This is a genomic window from Polyangium mundeleinium (assembly GCF_028369105.1).
GTDB lineage: Bacteria > Myxococcota_A > Polyangia > Polyangiales > Polyangiaceae > Polyangium > Polyangium mundeleinium.
On the sequence record NZ_JAQNDO010000001.1, the window covers coordinates 3,081,447 to 3,103,471 of the forward strand.

Below are 22,025 nucleotides of genomic sequence, written 5' to 3' on the forward strand. Positions count from 1 at the left end.
GGCGCGCCTGTGCCTTCGCATTCCTTTCGATGTGGAGGCACCCCAGGATGTCCTCGTACCGCGCTCGTCCGCGCCTCGCCCTCGTGGTGCTGGCGTTTTTTGCCCTGGTTTGTCCGGGGCTGCTCACCGCGTGTCGTGAACTGGAGCGCCCGCTCCTGCCACGATCCCAAACCTGGGCCGAGCTGCGGACGGTCCGCCGCGACGTCCTGGTCGCGCCGCCCGGCGAGCCAGAACGGCCTCCGTACCCACGCGAAAGGCTCGTGGACGGCGAGGTGGTGCGGGTGCAGCAAGACGGGCTCGCGTGGCTCCGGCGCGATGGCGGCGCGACGCTGCTCATCCGAGGCCCTGCGGAGCTCGTCCTCCACGCCGACGTGATCGACATCAAGCACGGGCGCGTCTTCGTGGACACGCCCGCGACGATCACGACCGAGCTGCGAACGCCGACCGGGCCGCTGCACCTCGCGCACGTGCGGGCGAGCATCGACGTGGCGCAGAAGGACGGCGCGTCGGACGTGTACGTGCTCGCTGGCGAGGTCCGCACGGATGGCGCGGCGCGCGCGACGGCGGGCGAGCGGCTCACGCTCGAACCGCACAAGGGAGAGCCGACGGCGAAGACGTCGCCGGTGCTCACGTGGGAGGACTGGACGGGCGGCCTCGCCACGACGGATCGCTCCGCCGAACCTTCGCCGTACGGCGTGGGTACGGTGGGCGCACGTCGCCCGGGCGAGCAAGGCGCGCCGCGCTTCCCGCTCGCGATCCAGAGGCTCGACGTGCGGGTGTCGATCCAGGAGGACTTCGCGATCACCGAGGTCGACGAGGTCTTCTTCAACCCGAGCTCGGCGACGGTCGAGGGCGTGTATCGGTTCCGCACACCCGCGGGCGCGACGCTGCACAAGTTCGGCGTGGATCGCGACGGCGTGGTGTTCTGGGGGTACGTCAAGGAGAAGCAGGCCGCCGCCGCGCAGTACCAGGCGAATGTCTACGAGGGTAGCAAGGAGGATCCGGCGCTGCTCGAGTGGGAGGCGCCGGGCGTGTACAAGGCGCGGCTCTACCCGCTGTTGCCCGGACAATCGCGTCGCGTCGTGGTGCGTTACGCCGAGTGGCTCGGACGCACGGGCGCGCGCGGTGAACGCCGGCTCTACGTGTACCCGATGGCGGCCGAGGGCGCCGAGGGGTCGCTCCCGCACATCGAGGAGCTGACGGCGACGATCGATCTCGCGCGGGCCGGCGCGCGCGAGGTGCGCACGGGCATGAGCGGCGTGCGCGAGGGCGGGACGATCACGGTGCGCGCGCAGGATTTCGTGCCGAGGGCCGATCTCGCGATCGAGCTCTTCGACGACGGCCTCGTCGCGCCGCGCGGCTACACGGCGCAGCACACGATGGATCTCGAGACGGTGCCGCCTTCGGAGCGCGCGGACGCGATGCAACGCGCGAAGACGGAGGCCGACTACGTCATCGTACCGGTGCGATCCGCCGACGTGCCGCTCGCGAAGGGCGGGCTCGATCTGGCGATCGTGATCGACACGTCGGCCGCGACGGACGCGCCGTCGCTCGCGATCGCACGCGCGACGACGGCGGCGCTCCTCGCGCACCTCGGCAAGGACGATCGGGTGGGCGTGTTCGGCGGGGACACGTCGCTCGTGCCGGTCGTGCCGGGCAGGGAGGGGCTTGCGCCGATCGACGAGGCGGGGCGGCGCGAAGTGCTGGCGCGGATGTCGCGCATCGAGCGAGGTGGCGCGACGGATCTCGGGTCGATGTTGAGCCAGGCCGCGGCGCTGCTCGATCCGGCGCGGCGCGGCGCGGTGGTGTACGTCGGCGACGGCGCGCCCACGGTCGGCGAGCTCAGGCTGCAGGAGCTGCGCGATCGGATGGCGAAGTTGCCGCGGCCGGTGCGGATGTTCGGCGTGGGCGTGGGCGACGAGGCGGACATGGCGCTGCTCGAAGGCCTCGCGCGGGGCGGGTTTGCCGAGCGCGTGGCCGACGCAAACGCGGCGGCGCGCGTGGCGCTCCGGCTGCTCGAACATGCAGAGCGTCCGGTTTGGCTGGGCGCGCAGGTGGATCTCGGGCCGACGGTCGAGCGCATTTTCCCGCGGGATCTCGGCGCGCTTGTGGCAGACGAGAGCATCGCGGTGATCGGCCGCGTGACGTCGGCCGGGCTGCCGACATCGGTCTCGCTGACGGGGCCCGCGGGTACGGTCAAGACGAACCTGCAGGTCACGCGGATCGAGGACGAGGGCGATCTGCGGCGTCGCTGGGCGGAAGGGCGCCTCTTGCAGATGATGGCCGAGGCGACGGGGCGCGCGGCGATGGTGGATCTCGGCTCGCGGCACGCGATCATCACGCCGGTCACGTCGCTCTACGTGCCGACGAAGAACGAGATGACGCCGGAGGAGCGCGCGGAGCTCGAGCGCAAGAAGGGCATGGCGCGCAGCCTCGTCGAGACGAAGCGGCGGATGGGCTGGACGCCGATCATCAAGGCGGACGTCGACGACGAAGAAGAGGAGAACGGGATCGCAGCCGTGGAGGTCGCTGCCGCGCCCAACGCCGACAACAAGGAAGGTGGCACGGGCACGCGCGCGAAGGGCGAAGAGGGATCCATGGGGAACCCGGTGACGCGCGCCACGGGCAACCGCTACGGCGTGCAAGGGCCGCAGGACAACGCCGATCCGCACATCGCGCGACAAGCCGCGCTGCGCGACGCGGCCGAGTTCGGGATGATCGGCATGCTGAACACGGGCGCGGGCGGTGATCCGAACGCGCCGACGGCGCCGTGGGGGCGCGACGACTCGCTCGCGAGGGATCAGAGCTCCGCAGCCGGCAACCAGTGGGGCAGCGCGATCGGCGACGGGTTCGGCGCGGGGGGCCTCGGGCTCTCGGGTGTCGCCGAAGGTGGCGGCGGACGAGGCGAGGGGATCGGGCTCGGTTCCATCGGGACCATCGGGCACGGGGCTGGCACGGGCACGGGGCAAGGGTTTGGCTCGGGGCAGGGCCGGCTCGGCGGACAGCACAAGAGCGCGCCGCCGAAGATCATGGAGGCGCCGATCGCAATGCCGAGCGCCGCGGCGACGGCTGCGCCGGTGGCACCTGCACGGCAGGCCGAGACGAAGCCGTCGTCCGGGTTCTTCACGAAGCAGTCGAATGCTCCGGGGGATCCGCTTGCAGGCGGCGACCTCAGCGGCAAGGCGTCCGCCGGGGAGGACATCCCCAAGGCCGATGAGGCACAGAAGCCCGAGGAGAAGGCCAAGCGCACCTCCAGCCTCACGGGCACGACGATCGTGGTGCACGTGGGCGACGTGCCGCATCAGGCGTCGCCGTGCAGCGGCGCCGCGCTCGTTCCGTTCGAGGAGCGCGTGGGCTTGTGGCGTGAGCGGTTCGGGCGCGTCGCGGGCAACGCGCAGGGCGTGCGATCGGTCTACCGCGCTGCGCTTTCGGCGTGCGAGGCGCCGACGTGGCGGGAGAGGTCGAAGCTCGTGTCGCTCATGCTCGACGCGATGCCGTCGATCGCCGCGAAGGTGTCGCTCTGGCGCGTGATGTTCACGGATCTCGGCGTGGCCGACGCGCTCTACCGCGGGATCCTCGCGCGGGTGCGCACGGCGCAGGAGATGCGCGAGCTGCACGCGGCGCTCGGCCTGAAGACGATGGATCCGAGCCTCCTGGAGAAGCTCATCAAGGATACGAAGTCTCCCGACGAGCGGGTGAAGAAGGTGCGGGAGCTCGTGGCGCAGTGGCCGGACGATTTCGCGCTCGCGCTGCGCCTGCTCGACATGCTGGAGGACGCGTCGGACGACGCGGGCGCGCGTGAACTCGGCCGGACTTTGCGATCGAGGCCCGACGCGGACGCGCGGGTGCGGACCGCGGTCGGCGAGCTCTACATGCGCCTCGCGGCGAAGGAGGCCGACGCAGGCAAGAAGGCCGCGTACGAGGCCGAGGCGCGCCGGTCGTTCGGCGAGATCGTGGAGTTTGCTCCCGATGATCCGGTCGCGCGGCGCAGGCTCGGCGATCTTTTGAGGGCCCACGGTTGGTACGCGGACGCGGCGCGGCAATACGAGACGCTGGCGCGGCTCGCGCCCGACGACACGAGCGTCTCGCTCCTGCTCGCGGCCGCCGCCGAGGGCATGGGCAAGCTCGAAGAGGCGATCAAGTGGTCCGAGAAGGGCGGCGCGGCCGGGGCACCCGACGCGGAGCAGAGCCCGGCCGTGACGGCGCGCGCGTTCGCGGCGACGTACCTCGCGTGGGGCCGGCTCCTCGCGCAGAAGAACGGCAAGAAGGACGAGGAGCAGACGCTGCGCGCGCGGCTCCTGCGGGTGATCTCGACCGAACGCGCGGCCGGCAAGGCGCCGCGCGGAGCGCGGGTCTCGCTGACGTGGTCACACCCCGAGTTCCACCCGTCGCTCTGGACGAACGGGCTCGGCACGCAGATGCCGGCGCCGGAAGGCGATGTGACGCTGGGCATCGCGCAGGCGCTCCTGCCGATGCGCCCCGACGCACGCGTGGAGGTGCGTCTCGAAGGCGAGGATGTGGAGCACGCCGCGCGGCTCGGCGCGGAGGCGATCCTGACGATCGTCTTCGACGAAGGGGAGGACGGCGAGACCATCGTGAAGCAATCGATCCGCTTCGCGCGCGGCGGCAAGCCGGTGCGCGCGTTCGCCATCTCGAAGGGTGAGGCCCGGGAGGTCGAGCCGTGAGCGACGAGCGACGAGAAGAGCAAGACGTGACGAGCACGCCCACAGGCGAAGCGACCGCGACGGCCGGAGAAGGAGCCGTTCGTCCCGAAGAACCCACGGCCGGCCCAGAGGAAAGCGCGAGCGCGAGCAAAAGCGGAGACGAAACCGCGAGCGCAGGCGGCAGCGGAAGCGGAGACGATCGCGGCCGTGGAGGCGGAGACGGAAGCGGCGGCGGAAGCGACAACGACGATGACGACGACGATGATGACGACGATGCGCCCGCGGCCGCTGCGCCCGAGCCTCCGCGCGCGAACGAGCGCCGGATCGTCGTAGTCACGCGCGGCGAGAAGCTCGACACGGCCGAGTGGTTGCCCGTGAGTGATCCACGCGCGCAGGAGCAGATCCGGCGGACCCCGCCTCCGCCCCTGCCGCCCCAAGGTGGGAGCATCCCGCCCGCGCTCTTCGCGATCGTGAGCTCGATCGTGGTCATCCTCGTGACCGTCGTCCTCCTGCGCGGCCAAGGTGAGCGGAAGCCGAGCCAGCCGCTCGTGCCGACGGTGGCCGATCTGCAAGCGGTGCACGCCTCGGTGACCGCCGCGGGCGCGCCCGTGCACAAGACGCGGCGGCTCTCCGAGGGAGATGTCGTCAAGACCGACACGGACGGCCGCGCGCGCCTGCGCCTCGATGACGGCACGGGCCTCGTGCTCGATCGCTCGACGAGCCTGCGCATCACGCAGAAGGGCGTGGCGCTCGAACACGGGCGCATCTTCGTGCAAGGTGCGCTCGGCGCGCGGACCGAGATCGAGCTCGGCGAGGCGACGGGCATCGTCAGCGGCGCGAACACCGGCATCGAGCGCTCGCGCGAGCGCCCGGCGAGCGCGAAGCTCTACGCAGCGACCGAGGAGATCACGGTGCGCGCGGGCGGCGCCGAGAAGACGGTGCGCGCGGGCGAGACGGCCACCGTGGACGGCAGCAAGGTCGAGATCGCGCCCGAGCGCGGCTACGACGACTGGACTGGCGGGATGGCCGCGCCGTGGGGCGCGAAGGGCGCGCCGCGGAGGGCCGTGGGTGAGCTATGGGGTCGGCCGGACAAACCCGGAGACGCCGGCTCGCCGCTCACGATCCGCGCGCACGACGTGGAAGCGACCGTCGCGCGGGAGCTCGCCGAGACCGAGGTGCGGACGACGTTCTTCAACGCTGGCAGCACCTCCGTGACGGGCGACTATCGCCTTGCGATCCCGCCGGGCGCGATCGTGGCGCGTTTCGCCTCGGTGCGCGGCGGCAACACGAACGAGGGCCACATTGCGCTCGCCACGCGCGACGCGCGCGGCAACTCCGGATCGGGCGGCGAGGTGCTCGAGTGGGCCGGCGAAGGCTGGGTCCGCGCGACGATCCCGAGCATCTCGCCCGGCGCGACGGTGCAGGTGATCGTCCGGTACGTCGAGTGGCTCTCGCCGCGGCCGAAGGGCGACGGGAACTGGGTCGTGCAGTACCGCTACCCGATGGTCTCGGACGCCGCGCCTCCTCTCATCGGCGAGTTTTCCGCGAAGATCGACGCGACGCAGTCGAGCCCGAAGTCGATCGGCGCAGGGCTCGGCGCGCGCGTGACGGGCAGCACCGTCGAGGTGCGGCGGCCCGATTATCGGCCGACCGCGGACCTCGTGGTGGACGTCGCGATCGAGCCCTCGTCGTCACCCGCGCGACTCTTCGTGGCGCCGCCCTTCGAGGGAGACGAGGACGATCCGGCCTCGACGATCCTCGTGCGCACCGAGGTGCCCGAGGCGCGCGCCGAGGACGGGGTCACGCTCGCGCTCGTGCTCGATGTCTCGTCGAGCGTGGAGCCGGCGCTGCTCGACGCCGAGCGTGCGCTCGTCGACGCGGTGCTCTCGGGCCTCGGGGCGCGCGACAAGGTGGTCGTGCTGGCCGCCGATCAGACCGTGCACCCCCTCGGCCCGGCCGCGATCGGCCCGGTGGACGATGCGCGCCGCAAGGCGATCCGCGAGGCGCTCGGGCAGATCTCGACGGGCGGCGCGACGGATCTCGGCCGCGCCCTCGAAGCCGGCGCGGACGCGCTCCCGGCCGACGCGCCGGCGGGCATGGTGATCTACGTGGGCGACGGCTGGCCGACCGTTGGAGATCCAACAGTTGATCGGATCCAGGCGCGGCTCGCGCGCCGGCAGGGCGGGGCGCCGCGCCTGGGTGCCGTGGGCGTCGGGCCGCTCGTGAACCGCTTCGCGCTCGCGAGCCTGGTGCGCGGCTCGGGGCCGCTGCTCGAGATCGCGGACACGACCGACGCCGCGCGCGTCGCGACCGAGCTCATCTCGGAGGCGCTCCAGCCTGCGGTGGCGGGCGTCGAGGTCGTGTTCGGGACCGAGGTCGATCGCATCTACCCGCGCTCGGCTCGGGCGATCACGGCCGGCGAGACGGTCTTCGCGGTGGGCCGCGTGCGCGGAGATCCACCGCGCTCGATCACGCTCCGGTACCGGGACGCGCGTGGCGTGCACGAGGAGAAGAGGCCTGTCGTCGTGGAGCGTGCGCTCCGCGAGCAGGACGTGGCGCGGCGCTGGGCCGCGGCGCGCGTCGAGGAGATCGCGCTGAAGGGCAAGGGGCGGGAGGCCGCGACCGACGTCGCTCTGCGCGCCGGCCTGCTCACGCCGTGGACCGGCTTCGTGATCGGCGGCCCGCGCGTCTACGCGCCGTCGCTCCTGCAGACGCGCATCCTCGACCTCTCGGCCGGACCCGAGTCCGGCTTCTCGGCGGCGTTTGCCACGCCGCGCGCGGCGGCCGGGACGCTCATGAACGTCCCGCAGGAGACCGAGTCGGCCGAGGACAAGGACGACGAGGCCGCCTACAAGGCCGCGGTGGCCGAGGCCGCAGCGAGGCTCCTCGACGAGGCGGGCCCCTCGGTCCGCGCGTGCCGCGACTCGCGCGCAGCACTCCGGCCCGAGCTCTCGGGCAAACTCGACGTGAACTTCTCGATCGACGGCGAGGGCCGCGCCGAGAAGGTCCGCGTGAAGGGCGTCGCCGGCGCGGACGACGAAGCGCTCCACCGATGCGTCGAGGTCGTTGTGCGGGCGATGATCTTCCCCGCGAGCGGGCTCAACGTGTCGATTGAGGTGACGCGCACGCTCGGCTTGCCGCCTCCGCGCGCGACGCTGCGGGGCCGCAAGTGCTCGCCAACCTCGTTCCTGCCGATGCCGCTTCGTCGTGGCGTGTGGCGCGAGCGGCTCGAACGCAGCCAGGCTGACGTGGTGTACGTCGAGGCGAAGCAGTCGTGCGAGCTGCCCACGTGGACCGATCGCCGCGCGCTCCTCGAGCTCATCCTCGTGAACGAGCCAAACGGACTCGCGCGTGTCGGCGTCGCGGGGCGGCTTGAGCTGCTCGGCGAGAGCGACGCGGCTGCGCTGCTCCGGCGCGAGGCGATCCGCCGCGCGCAGAGCCCCGAGGAGCTCTACGCGATCAAGCGCGAGCTCGTCGGCAGCGAGCGGTACCCCGTGGGCACGTTCCGCAAGCAGTACCGCGCGGCGGATGGGGACAAGGGGCGGCTCGCGGTCGTGCGTCGCTTCCTCGGCATCGCGCCGCACGACGCGCGGCTCCGGCGCCGGCTCTTCGCGCTGCTCGAAGCGCTCGACATGAAGGCCGAGCTCTCCGAGGAGATCCGCCGCGCCCGTCGTGATCCGTTCGCCGACGCGGGCTTGCTTGCAGACGCGGCGTCGGCGCTCCTGCGCATCGGCGACGAGGCGGAGGCGCGCCGAACGTTCGGCGAGCTCTCCGAGCGCGCGCCGCGGGACCCCTGGGCGCGCGCCTTCCTCGGGGATCGTCTTCGCAACGAAGGCTTCTTCGACGACGCTTCGCTCGCGTACGCGGTGCTCGAAGAGCTCGTCCCCGAGGAGCCTGCGGCCGTGATCCGTCTCGCGCTCGCGCATGCGGGCGCGGGCCGGCTCGACATCGCGCACCGCATGCTCGCGCGGGTCGCGCAGACGGGTGGTCGCGCGGGGGACGAGACGCTCGGCCGGCTCGCGGGCTACCTCGCGCACGTCCTGCTCGCCGAGGGGCGCGGACGGCAAGGGCTCTCGGAGTCGGACACGGATCGCCTCGCGCGCGCCTCGCTGGAGCTCCCGTATCCGAACGCCGCGGTCGTCGCGCTCGTCCGCGCGCCTGCGGGCGCGCTCGCCCTCGACGTAAAGCTCCTGCGCGACAAGACCGAGGACCCCCTCGGCCCCGACGTCGCCGCGGCGGGCGTGGGCCTCTACGCGCTCCGCTTCGGCCTCGCGGAGAAGTCGCCGATCTCCCTCCGCCTCGCGCGCCCCGAGGAGCTCGCGCCCGCGCGCGCGACGAAGGTCCGCGTCGACGCGCTCGTGCCCGACGGCGAGGGCAAACCGCCGAAGCTCGTCTCGATCGACGTCGAGCTCCCGCCGACCGGCAAACCCGTGACGCTCCGCTGGATGGGCAGCGCGTTCACGCCGGGTTGACGCGAGCGGCGGCGTCCTCCGGGATGCCGCCGCTCGTTCTTTTGAGCTCCCAACAATCGCGCCATCGAATGCGCGCCGCGCAGGTCAGCCCTTCGCGTGGGGCTTGATGCGCGCCTGGATCTCGGTCAGCGCCGCGCGGGCCCCGAGGGGCAGGCCCACGTGCCCTGCGGGGACCTCGGGCTCGCGGACGTTGATCCGCACGAGCAGGCCGCCGAGGCTCGTGGCGATTCGCTCGCTGAAATGACGAACCGTGGGGATGGCCGTGCCAGCGCCGCATTCGATCACGACCACGCGGCCGCGCGCCTCGCCCCGGCTCGACACGAGCCACGCCCCGAGCCTTTCATCCTGCGCGTCGGTGCGGCTCGCGTCCCAGCCTCCGTCGCCGAACATGAGCACGTTGGGCCGGGCCATCGCCCCGCAACGCGGGCAGGTCGGCAGCGGCTCCTTGGCGCGAAACGACGTTGGGTCCACCTCGACCGTGTACGGATCGGCGGGGAAGACTCCGACGCCGCAGGCGCGTGTGCATTGCATGAAATCGATGGCGCCGTGGCACTCGACGATGCGCTCGGGATCGAAGCCCGCGCGCTGGAACTGGCCGTCGACGTTCGAGGTGAAAACGAAGCAGCCGTCGTCCATCCTGCGGGCGAGCCGCGCGAGCACCCCGAAGCCGTCATGCGGCCGCGTCTTGCGGTAGAGCTCGAGGCGGTGACCATAAAAACCCCAGGCGAGGGAGGGATCCTTCGCGAACCAGCGCGGATTCGCGAGGGACGAGAAGCCGAGGCCGAGGTCCTTGTACGGCGGGTATGCCCGCCAGAATCCCTCGTCGCCGCGGAAATCCGGCAGACCCGAGTCGACGCCCATGCCCGCGCCTGCCGTGATGACGAGCGCGCGCGCAGTTTCGAGGGCACGAGCGGCTTGCTCGAAGAGGGAATCATGCGGGGTCATGGGAGCTCCTCGTTCGCCCCCCGTTCGCGAAGGGGCGCTCGTCATCGAATCATCGGCTGGCGCGGAGGCGGCGAAAAAACGCCTGCCCCTTCCTCGACGCACAGCAGGGGCGAAGACGAAGGGGCAGGGGAGCGCGGCGGGGGTTCCCGGCGCTGTCAGGGCGTGACCGGCGTGCAGGTGCCCGTGGTCGGGTCGTTATCGTTCGCCGTGCACTTGAACTGGGGCATTGCCGGGCAAGGAATCGGGGGGCAAGCCGCCTCGCAGCCGGCGTTCTCGTATTTCGCGAGCGCCTCCTTGTAAGCAACGACCTCGGGCAGATCCAGGGCGACCACGCTGATCTCGCAGCAGGGGCCCTTGGTGATCTCCTGGCACTGCGGGATTTCGGGCTGCAGCGGGTAACACTTCGTCGCTTCGACGATCTTGAGGTCGACGTCGGCCTTGAGCGGCTCGCAAACGGCCGCATTTCCGCCGCTTCCGCCCGAGCCGCCCGCGCCTGCGCCGCCGGAGCCATTGCCACCCGCGCCGCCGGAGCCATTGCCACCCGCGCCACCGGAGCCATTTCCGGCGCCCGCGCCGCCCGCGCCATTGCCGCCTTGCCCGCTGCCGCCTTGTGCGGAGCCGTTGCCCGCGCCGCCGGCGCCGTCACCGCCGTCACCGCCGTTGCCTCCGCCGCCGCCCGTCCCAGGGGGACAGACCTGGCCGGCCGGGCAGCCAGTCGCGCCGCCGGTGGGTTCGACCTGCTGATCCCCCGGGCATCCAGCCAAAAACAACGCTGCACCCGCCACCTGCGCCAGCAAGACGAAACGCATGACCCCTCCTCGAATAGAGAAAGCTTCTCCAAGATCCAACATTGGACGTAACATGGAAATTTTATAGCTTCGAGCTCAGCCTTCGTCCACCGAGCGCGCCGCATTTCGGCGCGCGTCTGCACGCGCGGTCGCAGATCCCTACGGGCCGCCCCTCAGAGCTCGTTTGGGCGCATGTTCAACGTCGCGCATGCTGCGGCGGTGTTCTCGGGGTCGACGTTCCAGTAGGGAGCGCCGAATTTGCCGTCGATGCACAACCTACGGAAACGGCTGTCCAGTGGCTCGATCTGGAACGTGGGGACCTCCATGTCGATGAAGCCGCGGCCTTGGAGCGTCGTTCCCGGAAGATTGGGCTCCGCTGCGTTGCAAGCGACGCCCAATCTCACGTCGTCCGGGATTTTTTCCGCGCGGGCCTCCCTCGTTCGAGTCGAGTGCGTATCGCTTGCCCCTCGGGGAAAGGGATCGCTCAGTCGTACCGCTCGGTGTGCACGTGCTTGCGGTCGACGCCGAGCTCGTGACGACAGAGCTCGCGCACGGTCTTCACCATGCGCTCGAGGCCGCAGACGTAGACGTGCGGCGCGGCGGACGCGCTCGCTGCTTCGATTTCGCGCAGCAGGGCAGGGACGTGCGTCTGGACATACCCGCTCTTGCCCGCCCAGGACTCCCCCGGGCGCGAGAGCGTGATCGTGTACCGCACGTGCGGGTGCGCGCGGGTGAAGGCCTCCATCTCGGCGCGGTAGAGGATGTCCTCCTCGAAACGCGCGCCGAAGAGCAGCCAGAGCGGCGCCTTCGAACCCGACGCGAGCGCGGCCTGCATCATCGCGCGGAGCGGTGTCACGCCCGTCCCAGTGCCGACGAAGAGCGAGGGGCTCGGGTCGTCCGGCGCGCGCGTGAACAGGCCGTGCGGGCCGATCGCCGAGAGGACGGAGCCCTCGCCGAGATCGTGCAAATACGTCGAGCCCGGGCCGCAGGGGACACGCGTGACGGCGATCTCGAAGCGGCTCGAGCCGTCGGGCGCCGACGCGATCGAATACGCGCGGCGACACGCTCCCTCGGGGAGCGGCAACGCGAGGTTGATCCATTGTCCCGGGTCGTGATCGAGAGGCCGATCGTCGACCCGTTCGAACACGAGCTGCCGCACCATCGGCGCGATCATCGTCGCCGACGCGAGCCGCACCTCGAACGTCTCGGGTTTTTTCATCCGGCGACGCGGAACATAGGGGGAGGTGACGTTACGTCAAGCGGGCCCATCCGTGGGATCCCTGCGCACCGTGAAGCCCGCCGTCACCGCGCGCCCCTCGGCTTCGGAATCCCACGCGATGCTCGCGCCGACCTCGAGCGTCCCCGGCGTCAAGGAGAGCGCCGCGGCCACGATCGGTCCGAGATCCAGTGCCTCGACGAGAGGCCCGACCTCGCCCGCGAGCGGCGCCGAGAGCACACGCGCCTCCGCGACGCGGGAGAGCCTCGCCCGCGCATCACCGCCGAGCGCGACCTTCAGCGAGGCGAGATCATGGCCTACCTCGACGATCGGCGTGCTCGCGAGCCAGGCCCACACGACGATCCCGGGCATGTCTGCGATCGCGGCCGCCGCGCTGCGCTCGGAGGGCAACGAGGGCCGCCCCGTGCCCGCGCTCGGGCTCGCCACGGCCGCCACGAGGAGGCCCGGGGGCGCGAGGCAAAACGAGGAGAGGCGGGCGAGGTTGCGTTGCGCGGTGGTCTTCGCCTCGGCCAGGCGTGCGAGCTCGTCGGGCGCGGCGTGGAGGAGCTCCACCTCCTGGGCCACGGAGAGGTGCGGCAACCCCTGCGACGCGGCCGCGATGGCCTTTTCGGAGGCGCGCGCGCCTCCCGTGGAGAACGTCCGATCGTCCCGCAAGACCTCGGCGACGCGGCCAGCGAGGCCGAGCGCGGCGAGCTGCGAAGCAGGGCCGAAGAAGCTCGCGTGCGCCCGCGGCTCGGGTGCGGAGGCGCTCGCGCGGGCCTCGATCCTCACGCGATCCCAGCTCGTGAGCGCGGCGCCGAGCGGGTTCCCCACCTCGCCGAAGAGCGTCGCTGCGGCTTCGAGATCTTCGCGCGCGTTCGTATCGCCGAGGTCCATCCGGGCCCGGCCGATCGCGCGCGTGGCGTAGGCGATCCACAGGCGGAGCGGCGGGCGCGCGGCTGCGGCGATCTCGCGGGCGCGGGTCGCGAGGGCGAGGGCGTCGTCGGGGCGGCCGCGCGCGCTCGCCACGTCGGCGAGGAAGTTCAGGGCGCGGGCCCGGCCGAAGACGTCGCCGACCCGCGAGCAGAGCCACTCCTGCCGCTGCAGGAAATGCCGCGCGCGTTCGAGGTTGCCGAGCGCGAGCGCGGCCGAGCCGAGCTGCCCGAAGGAGATCGCCTCGCCGATCACGTCGTCGTGCTGGTGGTGCAGCTCGGCCGCGTGCTCGAGCAGCTCTCGCGCCGCGCCGTGCGCGCCCATGACCACGTAGAGCGTCCCGAGCGAGTTCAGGATCTTCGCGCGTTCGTCGAGGAACGGCTGCGATCGTTCGAGCGCCCAGAGCAGGCTGCGTTGCGTCGCCGCCGCGTCGCCGAGCAGCCGCTCCGCCGTGCCGCGGTAGTGCGTCGCGACGACCTCGACGAGCGCGTCGCCGTCCGCTTCTCGCGTGAGGGCTTCGAGCATCGCGATCGACTCGCGGTACACCGCGCGCGGGCCGCGCCGAACCGCTGCCAGGATCGCCTCGCACCGCGCGATCTTGCTGGCGCGCGTCTCGCCGAGATCCGCGAACGCCGCGGCCGCCGCGGACAGGCTCTCCCGCGCCACGTCGAGCGAGCCTTCCCGCTGGCCGAGTGCGCCCTTCGCGAAGAGGCGCGCGGCGGCGCGCAAGGGATCGAGGCCTTGGGTTTCGAGGCGCGCCATCTCGGCGTGCGCCTCCTCCGCGGGCGCGCTCTTCAGGAGCCGCGCGATCGAAGAGACCTCGTGCAGGGGGTCCAAGGGACGGATCATGATGAGAGCGTGCCTCCGTGATCGATCTGCGCGGGGGGCAACGAGACACGCGGAAGGCCTGCTTCGCGTTCGAGCCGCCGGGCCGCGAGCGCGTGCAGCGCGGCCTTGATGTCCTGGATCGAGAGATCGGAACGGTCGCGCCGGAGGCGCGCGACGTGCGCCGCCACGTGGGGCGCGGCGAACGAGGTGCCCGTCCATCTCCGTTCGCCGCCGCCGAGCGCGGGCGCGAGCACGTCGTTGCCCGGCGCGAGGATCTCCCAGTCGACCGTGATCTCGGTCCGCAAGAACTCCGGATCGTCGGACGACGCGCGTCCCACGCCGATCAGGGATTTGAAGCGGCCCGGGTAGGTCCGGAACGCCGACGCGTTTGGCCCCGACGCCACGAGCACCACGCCGGCCGTGTACGCGATGTCCGCGATCTCGTAGAGCTCGACGATCGATTTGTAGTCGGTCGGCCGGAGCGGCGCGCCCTTGGGCACGTCGATGCCGAGGCTCAGGTTCACCACGTCGAATCCCTCGCGCACGCAGAAGCGCGCTGCCGCGAGCAGCCCGTCGCGCGAACATCGGCCCTCGGGCGAGAGCACGCAGACGCTCGTGATCTCCGCGAACGGCGCGAGCCTGTGGATGATGCCCGCGCACGCCGTCCCGTGGCCTGAACGATCGACAGGTTCGTCGGGACCGACCGCGTATCCTTCGCCCTTCCGCTCGATGCGCAGCGAGCGGAGCGCTGCATTCACGAGCCACGGGTGCGACGTGTCCACGCCCGAGTCCACGAGGGCGACACGCACGCGGCGTGCCTCGTTCGTCGCCTTTGCGGTCGTCTCCGTCATGGCGTTCCGTCGTAGGACGCAACGCCGCCCATCGAGGCCGCGTAGGCGTCGATGCGGCCGAGCACTTCGGCGCAGAGCATGGCCTCGGCCGGCCCGCGATCGCAGAGCTTGCCCACGGCGAGCGCGAGCTGGAGCCGCTCCTTGTACGTCGGCCCGAGCCGCAGCGCGTGGATGTATTGCGCGAGCGACTCACGCAGCGACGTGGGCGCGTCCGCGCCGAGCAGGTCCGGCAGCGCGCGCGCGAAGAGCGAGAAGATCATCTGCTCGGTGCGGAACGACTCGACCGTCAACGCGAGCACCTCGGCGAGGCGCTCGGCCATCTCCAGGTGGTGATCGCCGAGCGGCGTGTCCGCCGCGAAGAGCGCGGCGCCGCCGATCGTGGACTCGCCGATGCGGATCGGGACGAAGATACCCGCTGTGGGTTTCGTCGCGAGCGCGGGGCGCAAGGCGGCGATCATCGGGTCGTCCGGGCCGAGCTCCGCTGCGTGCGCGCCGCCGCCGCCGAGCAGGTAGGCGAAGGGCGTCCCGCTCGGGAGAAACTCCAGCGTGGCGCGGCGATAGCCTTGTGTATCGGCCACGACGGGGACGCTGAGCCGGCCGAGCGTCTCCACTTCGAGCGCGACGAGCGCCTCGGCGCAGGGGAGCGCGAGGCACGCGAAACGCAGGTGCTCGCCGAGCCCGCGCATGCGCACCTCCGATTGACCCACGAGGGCGGCGGACTCCAGCGTGGCGAGCAGATCTCGCAGCCGGCTCGAGAAGCCGAGCAACGAGGCTCGGGCGACGTCGGCGGCGGGCGCGGGAAGCGTCATGGCCCGCATCCTACAAAAACTTGGCCACGATCGGAGGCTTTGGGTAACCGACGCCCATGATCCTGCCCAGCCGGCTCTCGGCGACGACGCTCGGGGATCTGCTCGGGAGGCTGTATCGCCAGCGGACGACGGGCACGCTCGAGCTCACCGATCTCTGGGCGCCTCCCGGCGCGGTCTCGTCGAGGCACAAGATCCACCTGGCCTCGGGCCTCGTCTCCGGCGTGGAGACGAGCTTGCCCGCGCCGCCGCTCGGGGAGCTGCTCCGGCGCGAAGGGTTTCTCGGCGATCCAGCGTTGCGCGCGCTCCTGCGCCGCCTCGGGGACGGCGATCCGCGGCCGAGCGGGGAGATCCTCGTCGCGGAGCGCCTCGCGGATCCGTCGACCGTCGAAGCCGCGCTGCGCGTGCAGCTCCGCATGAAGCTCGACGCGCTCTTCGAGCTGGAGGACGCGGCCGTCGCGTTTCACACGGCCCGGCCCGCGAAGATCGCCGCGCGCCGCATTCACCCGCTCGAACCGCGTGATTTTCTGGTGGGCCGGCCGCGTCAGCGGGATCTCGTCCCCGTGTCCGAGGTCCGCTACCGCCGCTCGCCGGTACGTGCGCAAAGGTTTAACCCCGGCGCGCCGAAGGCCGACGAGGAGCCGCGCAAGGAGCCGCCGCGCGCGTCGTCGTCGCGGTTCGGTCACCCGATCCCCGAAGCGAAGCGGCGCGCGCTGGCGAAGCTCGGTCTCTCGGAAGCGGCGGGCGAAGACGAGGTGCGGCGCGCCTTTCGCAAGCTCGCGATTGAGCTGCATCCCGATCGCCACGTCACGGCTCCTGCGGCGATGCGGGATCGGAACGCCGCGCGGTTTGCCGAGGTCAGCGCGGCGTATCACGTGCTCGTGGCTTGAATCAAAGCGGCGTTTCGGCGCTTTGCGAGATCGCGTAGCGAGCTCGCAAAGCGTCCCCCTCGGGACTAAAGCGGCGCTTCGGCGCCCGTATTCGTCCGCGTCGACGGATCCGTTCGCCCGCCCCACGCGATCACCGCGCTCTTCGTGTACACGATCGTCGCCCCGTACCGCGCCGACAGGTTCGGCTGCGCCGCGATCGGGTACCACGTGCCGCCGTCCCTGCCCGGCACGTATTGCCCCCCGTCTCCTTCGATGTTGTTCGGCATGCACGGTGTTTCCCGACAACCGCCCCACACGACGAGGTGATTGCCGGCCCACACGCTGGCGTGATCGGCGCGGATGCCCGGAGCGCCCTTGATCGTCGTCGGCGTCCATTCGTTCGACTCCGCGTCGAGCTGGCCGCCCGTGTTCAAGTTGACGCCGCCGTTCCATCCGCCCCACACGAGGAACAACGGACCCGTGGCGACCAGCGTATGGCGCTCACGCCGCTCCGGCACGTTGCTCGCTCCCGTCGGGCGGATCCACACGCCCTGCGGTGTGCCCGTGGGATCGAACCACAAACCGTCGTTGAGCCAATCAAAGGCGTCGGTCCCGCCCCAAACCACCATCTGCTTCCCGGACCACGCGGCCCCGTGATACCGGCGCGCCTTCGGGGCCCCCGCTCCGTTCGTGCTCGTCCACGTGTCGGTCTCCGGATCGTAGATGCCGCCCGAGCCGAGCACGCTCGCCCCGCTCGCGCCGCCCCACACGATCATCTTCGAGCCCGTCCACACCGCCGTATGCGCGAAGCGCGGCGGGGGTTGTCCCATCGTGCTCATCGGCGTCCACGTGTCCGTCGCCGGATCGTAGATTCCGCCCGCGGCTTCGAGATCCGCGGCGCCGAAGCCTCCCCACACGATCATCTTCGAGCCCGTCCATACCGCGGTGTGCGAGAACCGCGCGGCCGGCGCGCCCGCCGTGCTCATGCTTGTCCACGTGCGCGTGGCCGGATCGTAGATGCCGCCCGTGTTCGTCGCGGCCGGGTTTCCCCCGAGATCGCCGCCCCACACGATCATCTTCGAGCCCGTCCACACGGCCGAATGCGCGTATCGGGGCGCGGGCGCGCTGTCTGTGGGCAGCGCGTTCCAGACGATCTCCTTCGGCGGCCCGTCTTGGTTCGGCGGCTCGTTCGAGGTGGGATCACCGCAGGCGAGGCTGGCGAGAGGCAGGAGCGCGAGGAGAAAGGTACGCGGGGACATGGCCCGAGCGTATCCCAACGCGGCGCGCTCCGGGGACGTGGGAAAGGCGCTTTCTTGGCCGCGTTGGGGAGGCTCGGTAGGCTCCGCGCGAGGAGGCCACTGATGGAGATGTTGCTTGTCAACGAGCGCCGCGTCCCGCGCCATGCCGTGACCGTCGAGTGTCAAGTCGTGCGCGAGGACGATTTCACCATGCTCGGCGCTCGGGGTGTCGACCTGTCCACCTGCGGGATGCTCCTCGTCGCGGACGCGCCCGCCGCCGTGGGCGACGACGTCCTGATCTCGCTGCGGATCCCCGGGCGGGAGCAGTGGATCGACGCCCGCGGCAAGGTCGCGCGGATCGCCGACGAGCTTGCCGCACACGAGGGCAGCCGCGGCGTCGGCATCGCGTTCGAGCTCCCGCCGGGCGCGACGCGCCATGCCCTCGAAGAGGCGCTCTGCGCGTATCCCACGGTCTTGTCGTCGCGCGCGCCGCGTGTCGATTACGCCGCGACCGTCGACATGATCAGCTTGCTTTAGGACCGCTGCCGCGCCGCGACATCCCGAGCGCGATCGAGACCGCGCGTTCGAGCGTGCTGCAAGGCCGGAGCACCGCGATCTCCTCGGCGTGGGCGACGAGCTCCCGCGCCACGAGGGCGCCGACGCCCGTGAGGAGCGTCTCGGCGCCGAGCAACCGCACCGCGCGCGCGGCCCGCACGAGGCCCTCGGCCACCTCCGCGTCGACCACCGGCACGCCCGTGATGTCGAGGATCACCACGCGCGCCCCGTGCGCCGTGGTCCCCGCGAGCACCGATCCGAGCAGCCGCTCGGCGCGCGCCGCGTCCACCCGCCCCACGAGCGGCATCACGAGCACGCCGGGCGCCACGGGCAGGATCGGCGTCTCCAGCTCCTCGATGAGCTTTTGCTGTGCCTCGATGAGCTGCTCGCGCAGGAGCAGCCGCTCCTCTTCCGCGCGCCGCTCCTCGGTCCGATCCCGCATGATGCTGCCGAACGACGCGGGCGTCCCGTCCTCGTTCGTCATGACGAACAGCACGCCTTGCGTGGCGATCTGTGTCCGATCACCGCGCAGGAGCACGAGATCGCCGCGGTACTGGCCTTCGGCCCGGAGCGCCGTGTCGATGGTCCGGGCCTCCGTGGCCGTCGCGAGCAGGCGCGACACGTTCGTCCCGACGAGCGGACGCCGACCGAGCATGTCCTCGAACGCCGCGTTTGCGTACGTCAGCTCCCCGTCGAGGCCGACGATCGAGATCCCGTCGGGCGCGCGATCGGCGAGCGCTTTCCAGCGCCGGAGCTCGTTCACCTGCGCGCTCACCTCGCGCGCGAGCCGATCCCGCTCGGCTTCGGCCTGCACGCGCTTCGTGATGTCCCGAATCGCGACGACGACCTCGCCCGTGCTCGACCGCGAGAACATGGCCTCGAAATGCATGGGGCCGTCGGGCGTCTCGACGGAATACCCGTCCATCCTCGGCTCGCCGTCCTCGGCGACGTCGCGAATGATGTCGGCTTGCCGTCGCGACCAGTCGGTGCCGAACACGTCGACGAGGCGCCGCCCGAGGAACTGCGCCGGCGAGACGAGCAGCGGCACGTCCCGCGCGGGTTTGCAGTCGAGGAACCGTGTGTCGCGGCCCATCACGAACAGCAGATCGGGCACCGCGTCGAGCAGCGCGCGGTTGCGCGCCTCGACCGCGCGCACCGACGTCACCGTCGTGCTGAACTCCTCTTCCGCGTCCTTCAACGACCCGTAGGACGCGATGATCTCGCCTTGCTCGTTCCGTACCACGCCCATGAACAGGCGCGCCCACATCCAGGTCCCGTCCTTGCGGCGGTACCGCTTCTCGAACTCCACGAAGGGCCGCGTTCCGCGCGTGAGCGAGGCGAAGAGCGTCCGCTCGACCGGCAGATCATCCGGGTGGGAGATCTCGTCCGGGGAGCGGCCGCGCAGATCGTCGAGCGTGTAGCCGAGCAGGGCGACGAAGGCCTCGTTGATGTCCACGAAGCGCCCCGCGCCGTCGGTCAGGCTCATGGCGGTCGGAACGCCGTGGAAAAGCTCGTGGTAGCCCGCGGCGAGCCATCTCTCTCGGTCCCGCTCCGCGCGGGCCTCCGCGAGCTCTGCTCGGAGCGCGCTCACCTCGGCGCGCAACGCCTCCACCTCGTCCCGATGCTCCATCGCCCGCTTCGTGTCCTTAGATGAGCCAGCGCGGATCGCGCCTGTTTGGGGTCGCATCCTCGCACGACGCCCGCGCGCCCGTCGACGGCATTGGAGGCGCCGCCTCCGCGCCGCGAGCGCGCATTTCCGGTACACCCAAAGAATGGGGAAGAAGGACGCGCGAGCCAAGAGGTCGTCGTCGGTACGCCCTGCCTCGTGTGCGAGGCCCTAGCGCTTCATTTCGAGGAACGATCGAGCGCGTCGGGCGGGAAGCCGAGCAAGCGTTCGAACAGCCGCGGATAACTCGGCGCGCGCTCCTTCAAGGATCGCGCGAGCAGCGGGCCGTCCTCGGCCTCGACCGCTCGCTCCACGGCGGGGATCCGGTATCCGCTGCCCGTCGCGATCGCGCGCAGCGCTTCGAGCGCCTCGGCGCGCTCTTCCGGGCGGCGATCCGTGGCGAGGATCCGGAGCGCGAGCTCCGCCGTGAGGGGCACGTCGCCGAGCGACGTCGCCGCGGGCAGCGTCGTTCGGCAGAGCTCGGCGGCGAGCGGATCTCCGAGCGTCGCGAGCAGCCGCGACACGCGCGCTGCGATCGCCAGATCGAACAGGGTCGCGGGCCCGGCCGCGAGGCGCGACTCCACGCGTCGCACGCACTCCTCCGTGATCGCGTGCGCCCGCACCGGGTCGCCGAACGCGGCGAGCGCCTCGGCGTGGCGGATCTCGAAGATCGGCCGCCGGATCGGGTGCGCCTCCGCGGCCCAGAGCGCCGCCACGAGCAGCGCTTGCTCGCCGCGATCGAGCCGGCAGAGCGAGACCAGATAGGCCTCGCGCCGCATCGCTTCGAGCACCGGATCGGCCGGCGCCGGCGCCTGGCTCCGCGCGATCTCCAGCGCGGCTTCGTGACGACCCGAGCCGAGCAGCGTCCGGAGCGTCTCGATCGCCACCATCGACGCGAGCGCGCCCTCGGCGCCGCCTTCGCCCGGCCCGATGCGGGCCCAGGTCGCGGGGGAGATCGTCAGCGCCCCGAACACGAGCCCCTGGCCTCGCAAGAGCCCCGACAAACGCTCCAGCACGCCGAGCGCCTCGTCGGTCCGCCCGAGCCGCGCGTCGAGCCGCGACAGCTCCACGAGCGGGCCGAAGCCGAGGAGCAGGACGGACGTGTCGCCCGACGTCTCCGCCTGCTCCGCCACGCAATCGAGCCCCGCGTGGCAAATGAGCCGCGCCTCGTTCGGGCGGCCCAGGTAACTCGCGATGAGCGCCGCGTCCTGGTGCGCGCGGGCGAGCGCCGCGGCGCGCTCCATCGGGTCTTCGGGCGCCGTTTCCAGCCTTTGCAGCGCCTCGGCCGACCAGCTCGCGAGCTCGCGCCGCACGTGACGGTCGTAGGGCGCGAGCGGCTCGTCCGTGATGAACCGCCCGTCCACGCGCCGCCGCGACGCGGGGCCGCTCGCCGATTGCAATGCATTTCGTCGCACGGGCACCTCTTCAAGCAAGGACACGGAAACCCTCCTCGCCCCAGGCCGTCGCGAGCTCCAGAAGCTCGCTGTCCTCGAGCTCGGCGAGCGCGGCGAGCTCCTCGTCGCTCAGCGCGTCGATATCCTCTTCCAGGGCCATCGCGGCGACCTCCTCGATATCGCGATCGTCGAGGTCGCCCATTTCCGTGTCGCACTGCGCGAGCAGATCGTCGATGTCGCTCGGCGTGAGCCCGAGGCCCTCGTGTTCGGCCTCGTCCTCGGCCGCGGCGAATCCCGTCTCGAAGATCCCCGTCCCGCGGCCCGAGATGCGGAAAATCGGCGTCCGCTCGGGCTTGTCCCCCTGCGCGCGGGAGAGCGCATTTTGCAGAGACGGCCCGCCCGTCTCGCATACGATGACGGCCACGCGCCGGATGCCCGGCCGCGCGCGGAGCGCCTGGATCGCCGCGGTCACCGCCTCATCGCCGGCCTCGTCATCCTCTTCGAAGCAATACGTCTCGGGGCCCGTGCCGCGCGTCCAGAGCGCGGTGTAGATCCAGGCTGCCGTGCGCACCGAGGAGCGATGCGAGCAGAGGAGCACGGCCGTCCCCTCGTCAATTCGCACGTAAGTATCCAGGAAGACGTCGATTCCTTGCATGGCCAGGTCCGAGGAATGGTTCGAGTCGTTCGTCGTTCGCTCGAAATGAGAGGGCGCGCCCACGTTCGGACGCACCTCCGCACAAAAGAGGGCCCTCGCCGCGCTTCCTGCGCGAGCGGACCTCCCCGAGCGCCGGCTCATGTCC

15 protein-coding genes are annotated in these 22,025 nt (G+C 71.6%); 4 read left to right on the top strand and 11 right to left on the bottom strand.

What is annotated here, in order from left to right; all coding sequences use genetic code 11:
* Positions 1-47 precede the first annotated feature (47 nt).
* Entirely contained in the window at positions 48-4,685 is a 4,638-nt protein-coding gene (locus POL67_RS12490) for a VIT domain-containing protein (protein ID WP_271917508.1), read from the top strand.
* Positions 4,682-9,136, top strand: a complete 4,455-nt coding sequence (locus POL67_RS12495) for a VIT domain-containing protein (protein WP_271917509.1) — start codon at positions 4,682-4,684, stop codon at positions 9,134-9,136. The genes POL67_RS12490 and POL67_RS12495 overlap by 4 nt, the downstream gene beginning before the upstream one ends.
* 84 nt (positions 9,137-9,220) lie before the next feature.
* Here POL67_RS12495 and POL67_RS12500 read toward each other — a convergent pair whose 3' ends face one another.
* The 7 genes from POL67_RS12500 to POL67_RS12530 all read right to left on the bottom strand — a co-directional run bounded on the left by POL67_RS12500 (position 9,221) and on the right by POL67_RS12530 (position 15,506).
* Positions 9,221-10,081, bottom strand: a complete 861-nt coding sequence (locus POL67_RS12500; protein WP_271917510.1) for an SIR2 family NAD-dependent protein deacylase — start codon at positions 10,079-10,081, stop codon at positions 9,221-9,223.
* A 155-nt stretch (positions 10,082-10,236) separates the two neighbouring features.
* Positions 10,237-10,890: a hypothetical protein gene (locus POL67_RS12505; protein ID WP_271917511.1), complete on the bottom strand. Its 654-nt coding sequence runs from the start codon at positions 10,888-10,890 to the stop codon at positions 10,237-10,239.
* 152 nt (positions 10,891-11,042) lie between these two features.
* Positions 11,043-11,273 carry a hypothetical protein gene (locus POL67_RS12510; RefSeq protein WP_271917512.1) on the bottom strand — a complete coding sequence of 77 codons (231 nt, stop codon included), beginning with the start codon at positions 11,271-11,273 and terminating at the stop codon, positions 11,043-11,045.
* An 80-nt stretch (positions 11,274-11,353) separates the two neighbouring features.
* Positions 11,354-12,088 (bottom strand): ferredoxin--NADP reductase, encoded by a 735-nt coding sequence (locus tag POL67_RS12515; protein WP_271917513.1) that lies wholly within the window; start codon positions 12,086-12,088, stop codon positions 11,354-11,356.
* A 36-nt stretch (positions 12,089-12,124) separates the two neighbouring features.
* Entirely contained in the window at positions 12,125-13,867 is a 1,743-nt protein-coding gene (locus tag POL67_RS12520; RefSeq protein ID WP_271917514.1) for a tetratricopeptide repeat protein, read from the bottom strand.
* Positions 13,864-14,697 carry a S8 family serine peptidase gene (locus tag POL67_RS12525; protein ID WP_271917515.1) on the bottom strand — a complete coding sequence of 278 codons (834 nt, stop codon included), beginning with the start codon at positions 14,695-14,697 and terminating at the stop codon, positions 13,864-13,866. The genes POL67_RS12520 and POL67_RS12525 overlap by 4 nt, the downstream gene beginning before the upstream one ends.
* Positions 14,694-15,506, bottom strand: a complete 813-nt coding sequence (locus POL67_RS12530; protein WP_271917516.1) for a hypothetical protein — start codon at positions 15,504-15,506, stop codon at positions 14,694-14,696. Before POL67_RS12530 ends, POL67_RS12525 begins: the two co-directional genes overlap by 4 nt.
* A gap of 56 nt (positions 15,507-15,562) precedes the next feature.
* On the opposite strand from POL67_RS12530, the gene POL67_RS12535 reads away from it, so the two are divergent.
* Complete coding sequence (locus POL67_RS12535) at positions 15,563-16,393, top strand: J domain-containing protein (protein ID WP_271917517.1); 831 nt, start codon at positions 15,563-15,565, stop codon at positions 16,391-16,393.
* 65 nt (positions 16,394-16,458) lie between these two features.
* Here POL67_RS12535 and POL67_RS12540 read toward each other — a convergent pair whose 3' ends face one another.
* Positions 16,459-17,631, bottom strand: coding sequence for a Kelch repeat-containing protein (locus POL67_RS12540; RefSeq protein ID WP_271917518.1), 1,173 nt, complete (start codon positions 17,629-17,631; stop codon positions 16,459-16,461).
* A 102-nt stretch (positions 17,632-17,733) separates the two neighbouring features.
* Here POL67_RS12540 and POL67_RS12545 point away from each other — a divergent pair, with 102 nt between their 5' ends.
* The gene (locus POL67_RS12545) at positions 17,734-18,147 is read left to right on the top strand and encodes a PilZ domain-containing protein (RefSeq protein WP_271917519.1); all 414 of its coding nucleotides are present in this window, start codon (positions 17,734-17,736) and stop codon (positions 18,145-18,147) included.
* On the opposite strand, the gene POL67_RS12550 is transcribed toward POL67_RS12545, so the two are convergent.
* The 3 genes from POL67_RS12550 to POL67_RS12560 form a co-directional block, all read right to left on the bottom strand.
* The gene (locus tag POL67_RS12550) at positions 18,134-19,795 is read right to left on the bottom strand and encodes a PAS domain S-box protein (protein ID WP_271917520.1); all 1,662 of its coding nucleotides are present in this window, start codon (positions 19,793-19,795) and stop codon (positions 18,134-18,136) included. The two genes, POL67_RS12545 and POL67_RS12550, sit on opposite strands and share 14 nt — an antisense overlap.
* A 215-nt stretch (positions 19,796-20,010) precedes the next feature.
* A complete protein-coding gene (locus tag POL67_RS12555) occupies positions 20,011-21,270 on the bottom strand; it encodes a hypothetical protein (RefSeq protein WP_271917521.1) in 1,260 nt (419 codons plus the stop codon).
* Positions 21,257-21,943, bottom strand: a complete 687-nt coding sequence (locus POL67_RS12560) for a hypothetical protein (RefSeq protein ID WP_271917522.1) — start codon at positions 21,941-21,943, stop codon at positions 21,257-21,259. The genes POL67_RS12555 and POL67_RS12560 overlap by 14 nt, the downstream gene beginning before the upstream one ends.
* Positions 21,944-22,025: the final 82 nt, after the last annotated feature.

Excerpts from the sequence above, each read along its gene's own strand:
- POL67_RS12490 (WP_271917508.1), top strand. The coding sequence starts at position 48 with ATGTCCTCGTACCGCGCTCGTCCGCGCCTCGCCCTCGTGGTGCTGGCG.
- POL67_RS12500 (WP_271917510.1), bottom strand. The coding sequence starts at position 10,081 with ATGACCCCGCATGATTCCCTCTTCGAGCAAGCCGCTCGTGCCCTCGAA.
- POL67_RS12505 (WP_271917511.1), bottom strand. The coding sequence starts at position 10,890 with ATGCGTTTCGTCTTGCTGGCGCAGGTGGCGGGTGCAGCGTTGTTTTTG.
- POL67_RS12515 (WP_271917513.1), bottom strand. The coding sequence starts at position 12,088 with ATGAAAAAACCCGAGACGTTCGAGGTGCGGCTCGCGTCGGCGACGATG.
- POL67_RS12520 (WP_271917514.1), bottom strand. The coding sequence starts at position 13,867 with ATGATCCGTCCCTTGGACCCCCTGCACGAGGTCTCTTCGATCGCGCGG.
- POL67_RS12525 (WP_271917515.1), bottom strand. The coding sequence starts at position 14,697 with ATGACGGAGACGACCGCAAAGGCGACGAACGAGGCACGCCGCGTGCGT.
- POL67_RS12530 (WP_271917516.1), bottom strand. The coding sequence starts at position 15,506 with ATGACGCTTCCCGCGCCCGCCGCCGACGTCGCCCGAGCCTCGTTGCTC.
- POL67_RS12535 (WP_271917517.1), top strand. The coding sequence starts at position 15,563 with ATGATCCTGCCCAGCCGGCTCTCGGCGACGACGCTCGGGGATCTGCTC.
- POL67_RS12540 (WP_271917518.1), bottom strand. The coding sequence starts at position 17,631 with ATGTCCCCGCGTACCTTTCTCCTCGCGCTCCTGCCTCTCGCCAGCCTC.
- POL67_RS12545 (WP_271917519.1), top strand. The coding sequence starts at position 17,734 with ATGGAGATGTTGCTTGTCAACGAGCGCCGCGTCCCGCGCCATGCCGTG.
- POL67_RS12550 (WP_271917520.1), bottom strand. The coding sequence starts at position 19,795 with ATGGAGCATCGGGACGAGGTGGAGGCGTTGCGCGCCGAGGTGAGCGCG.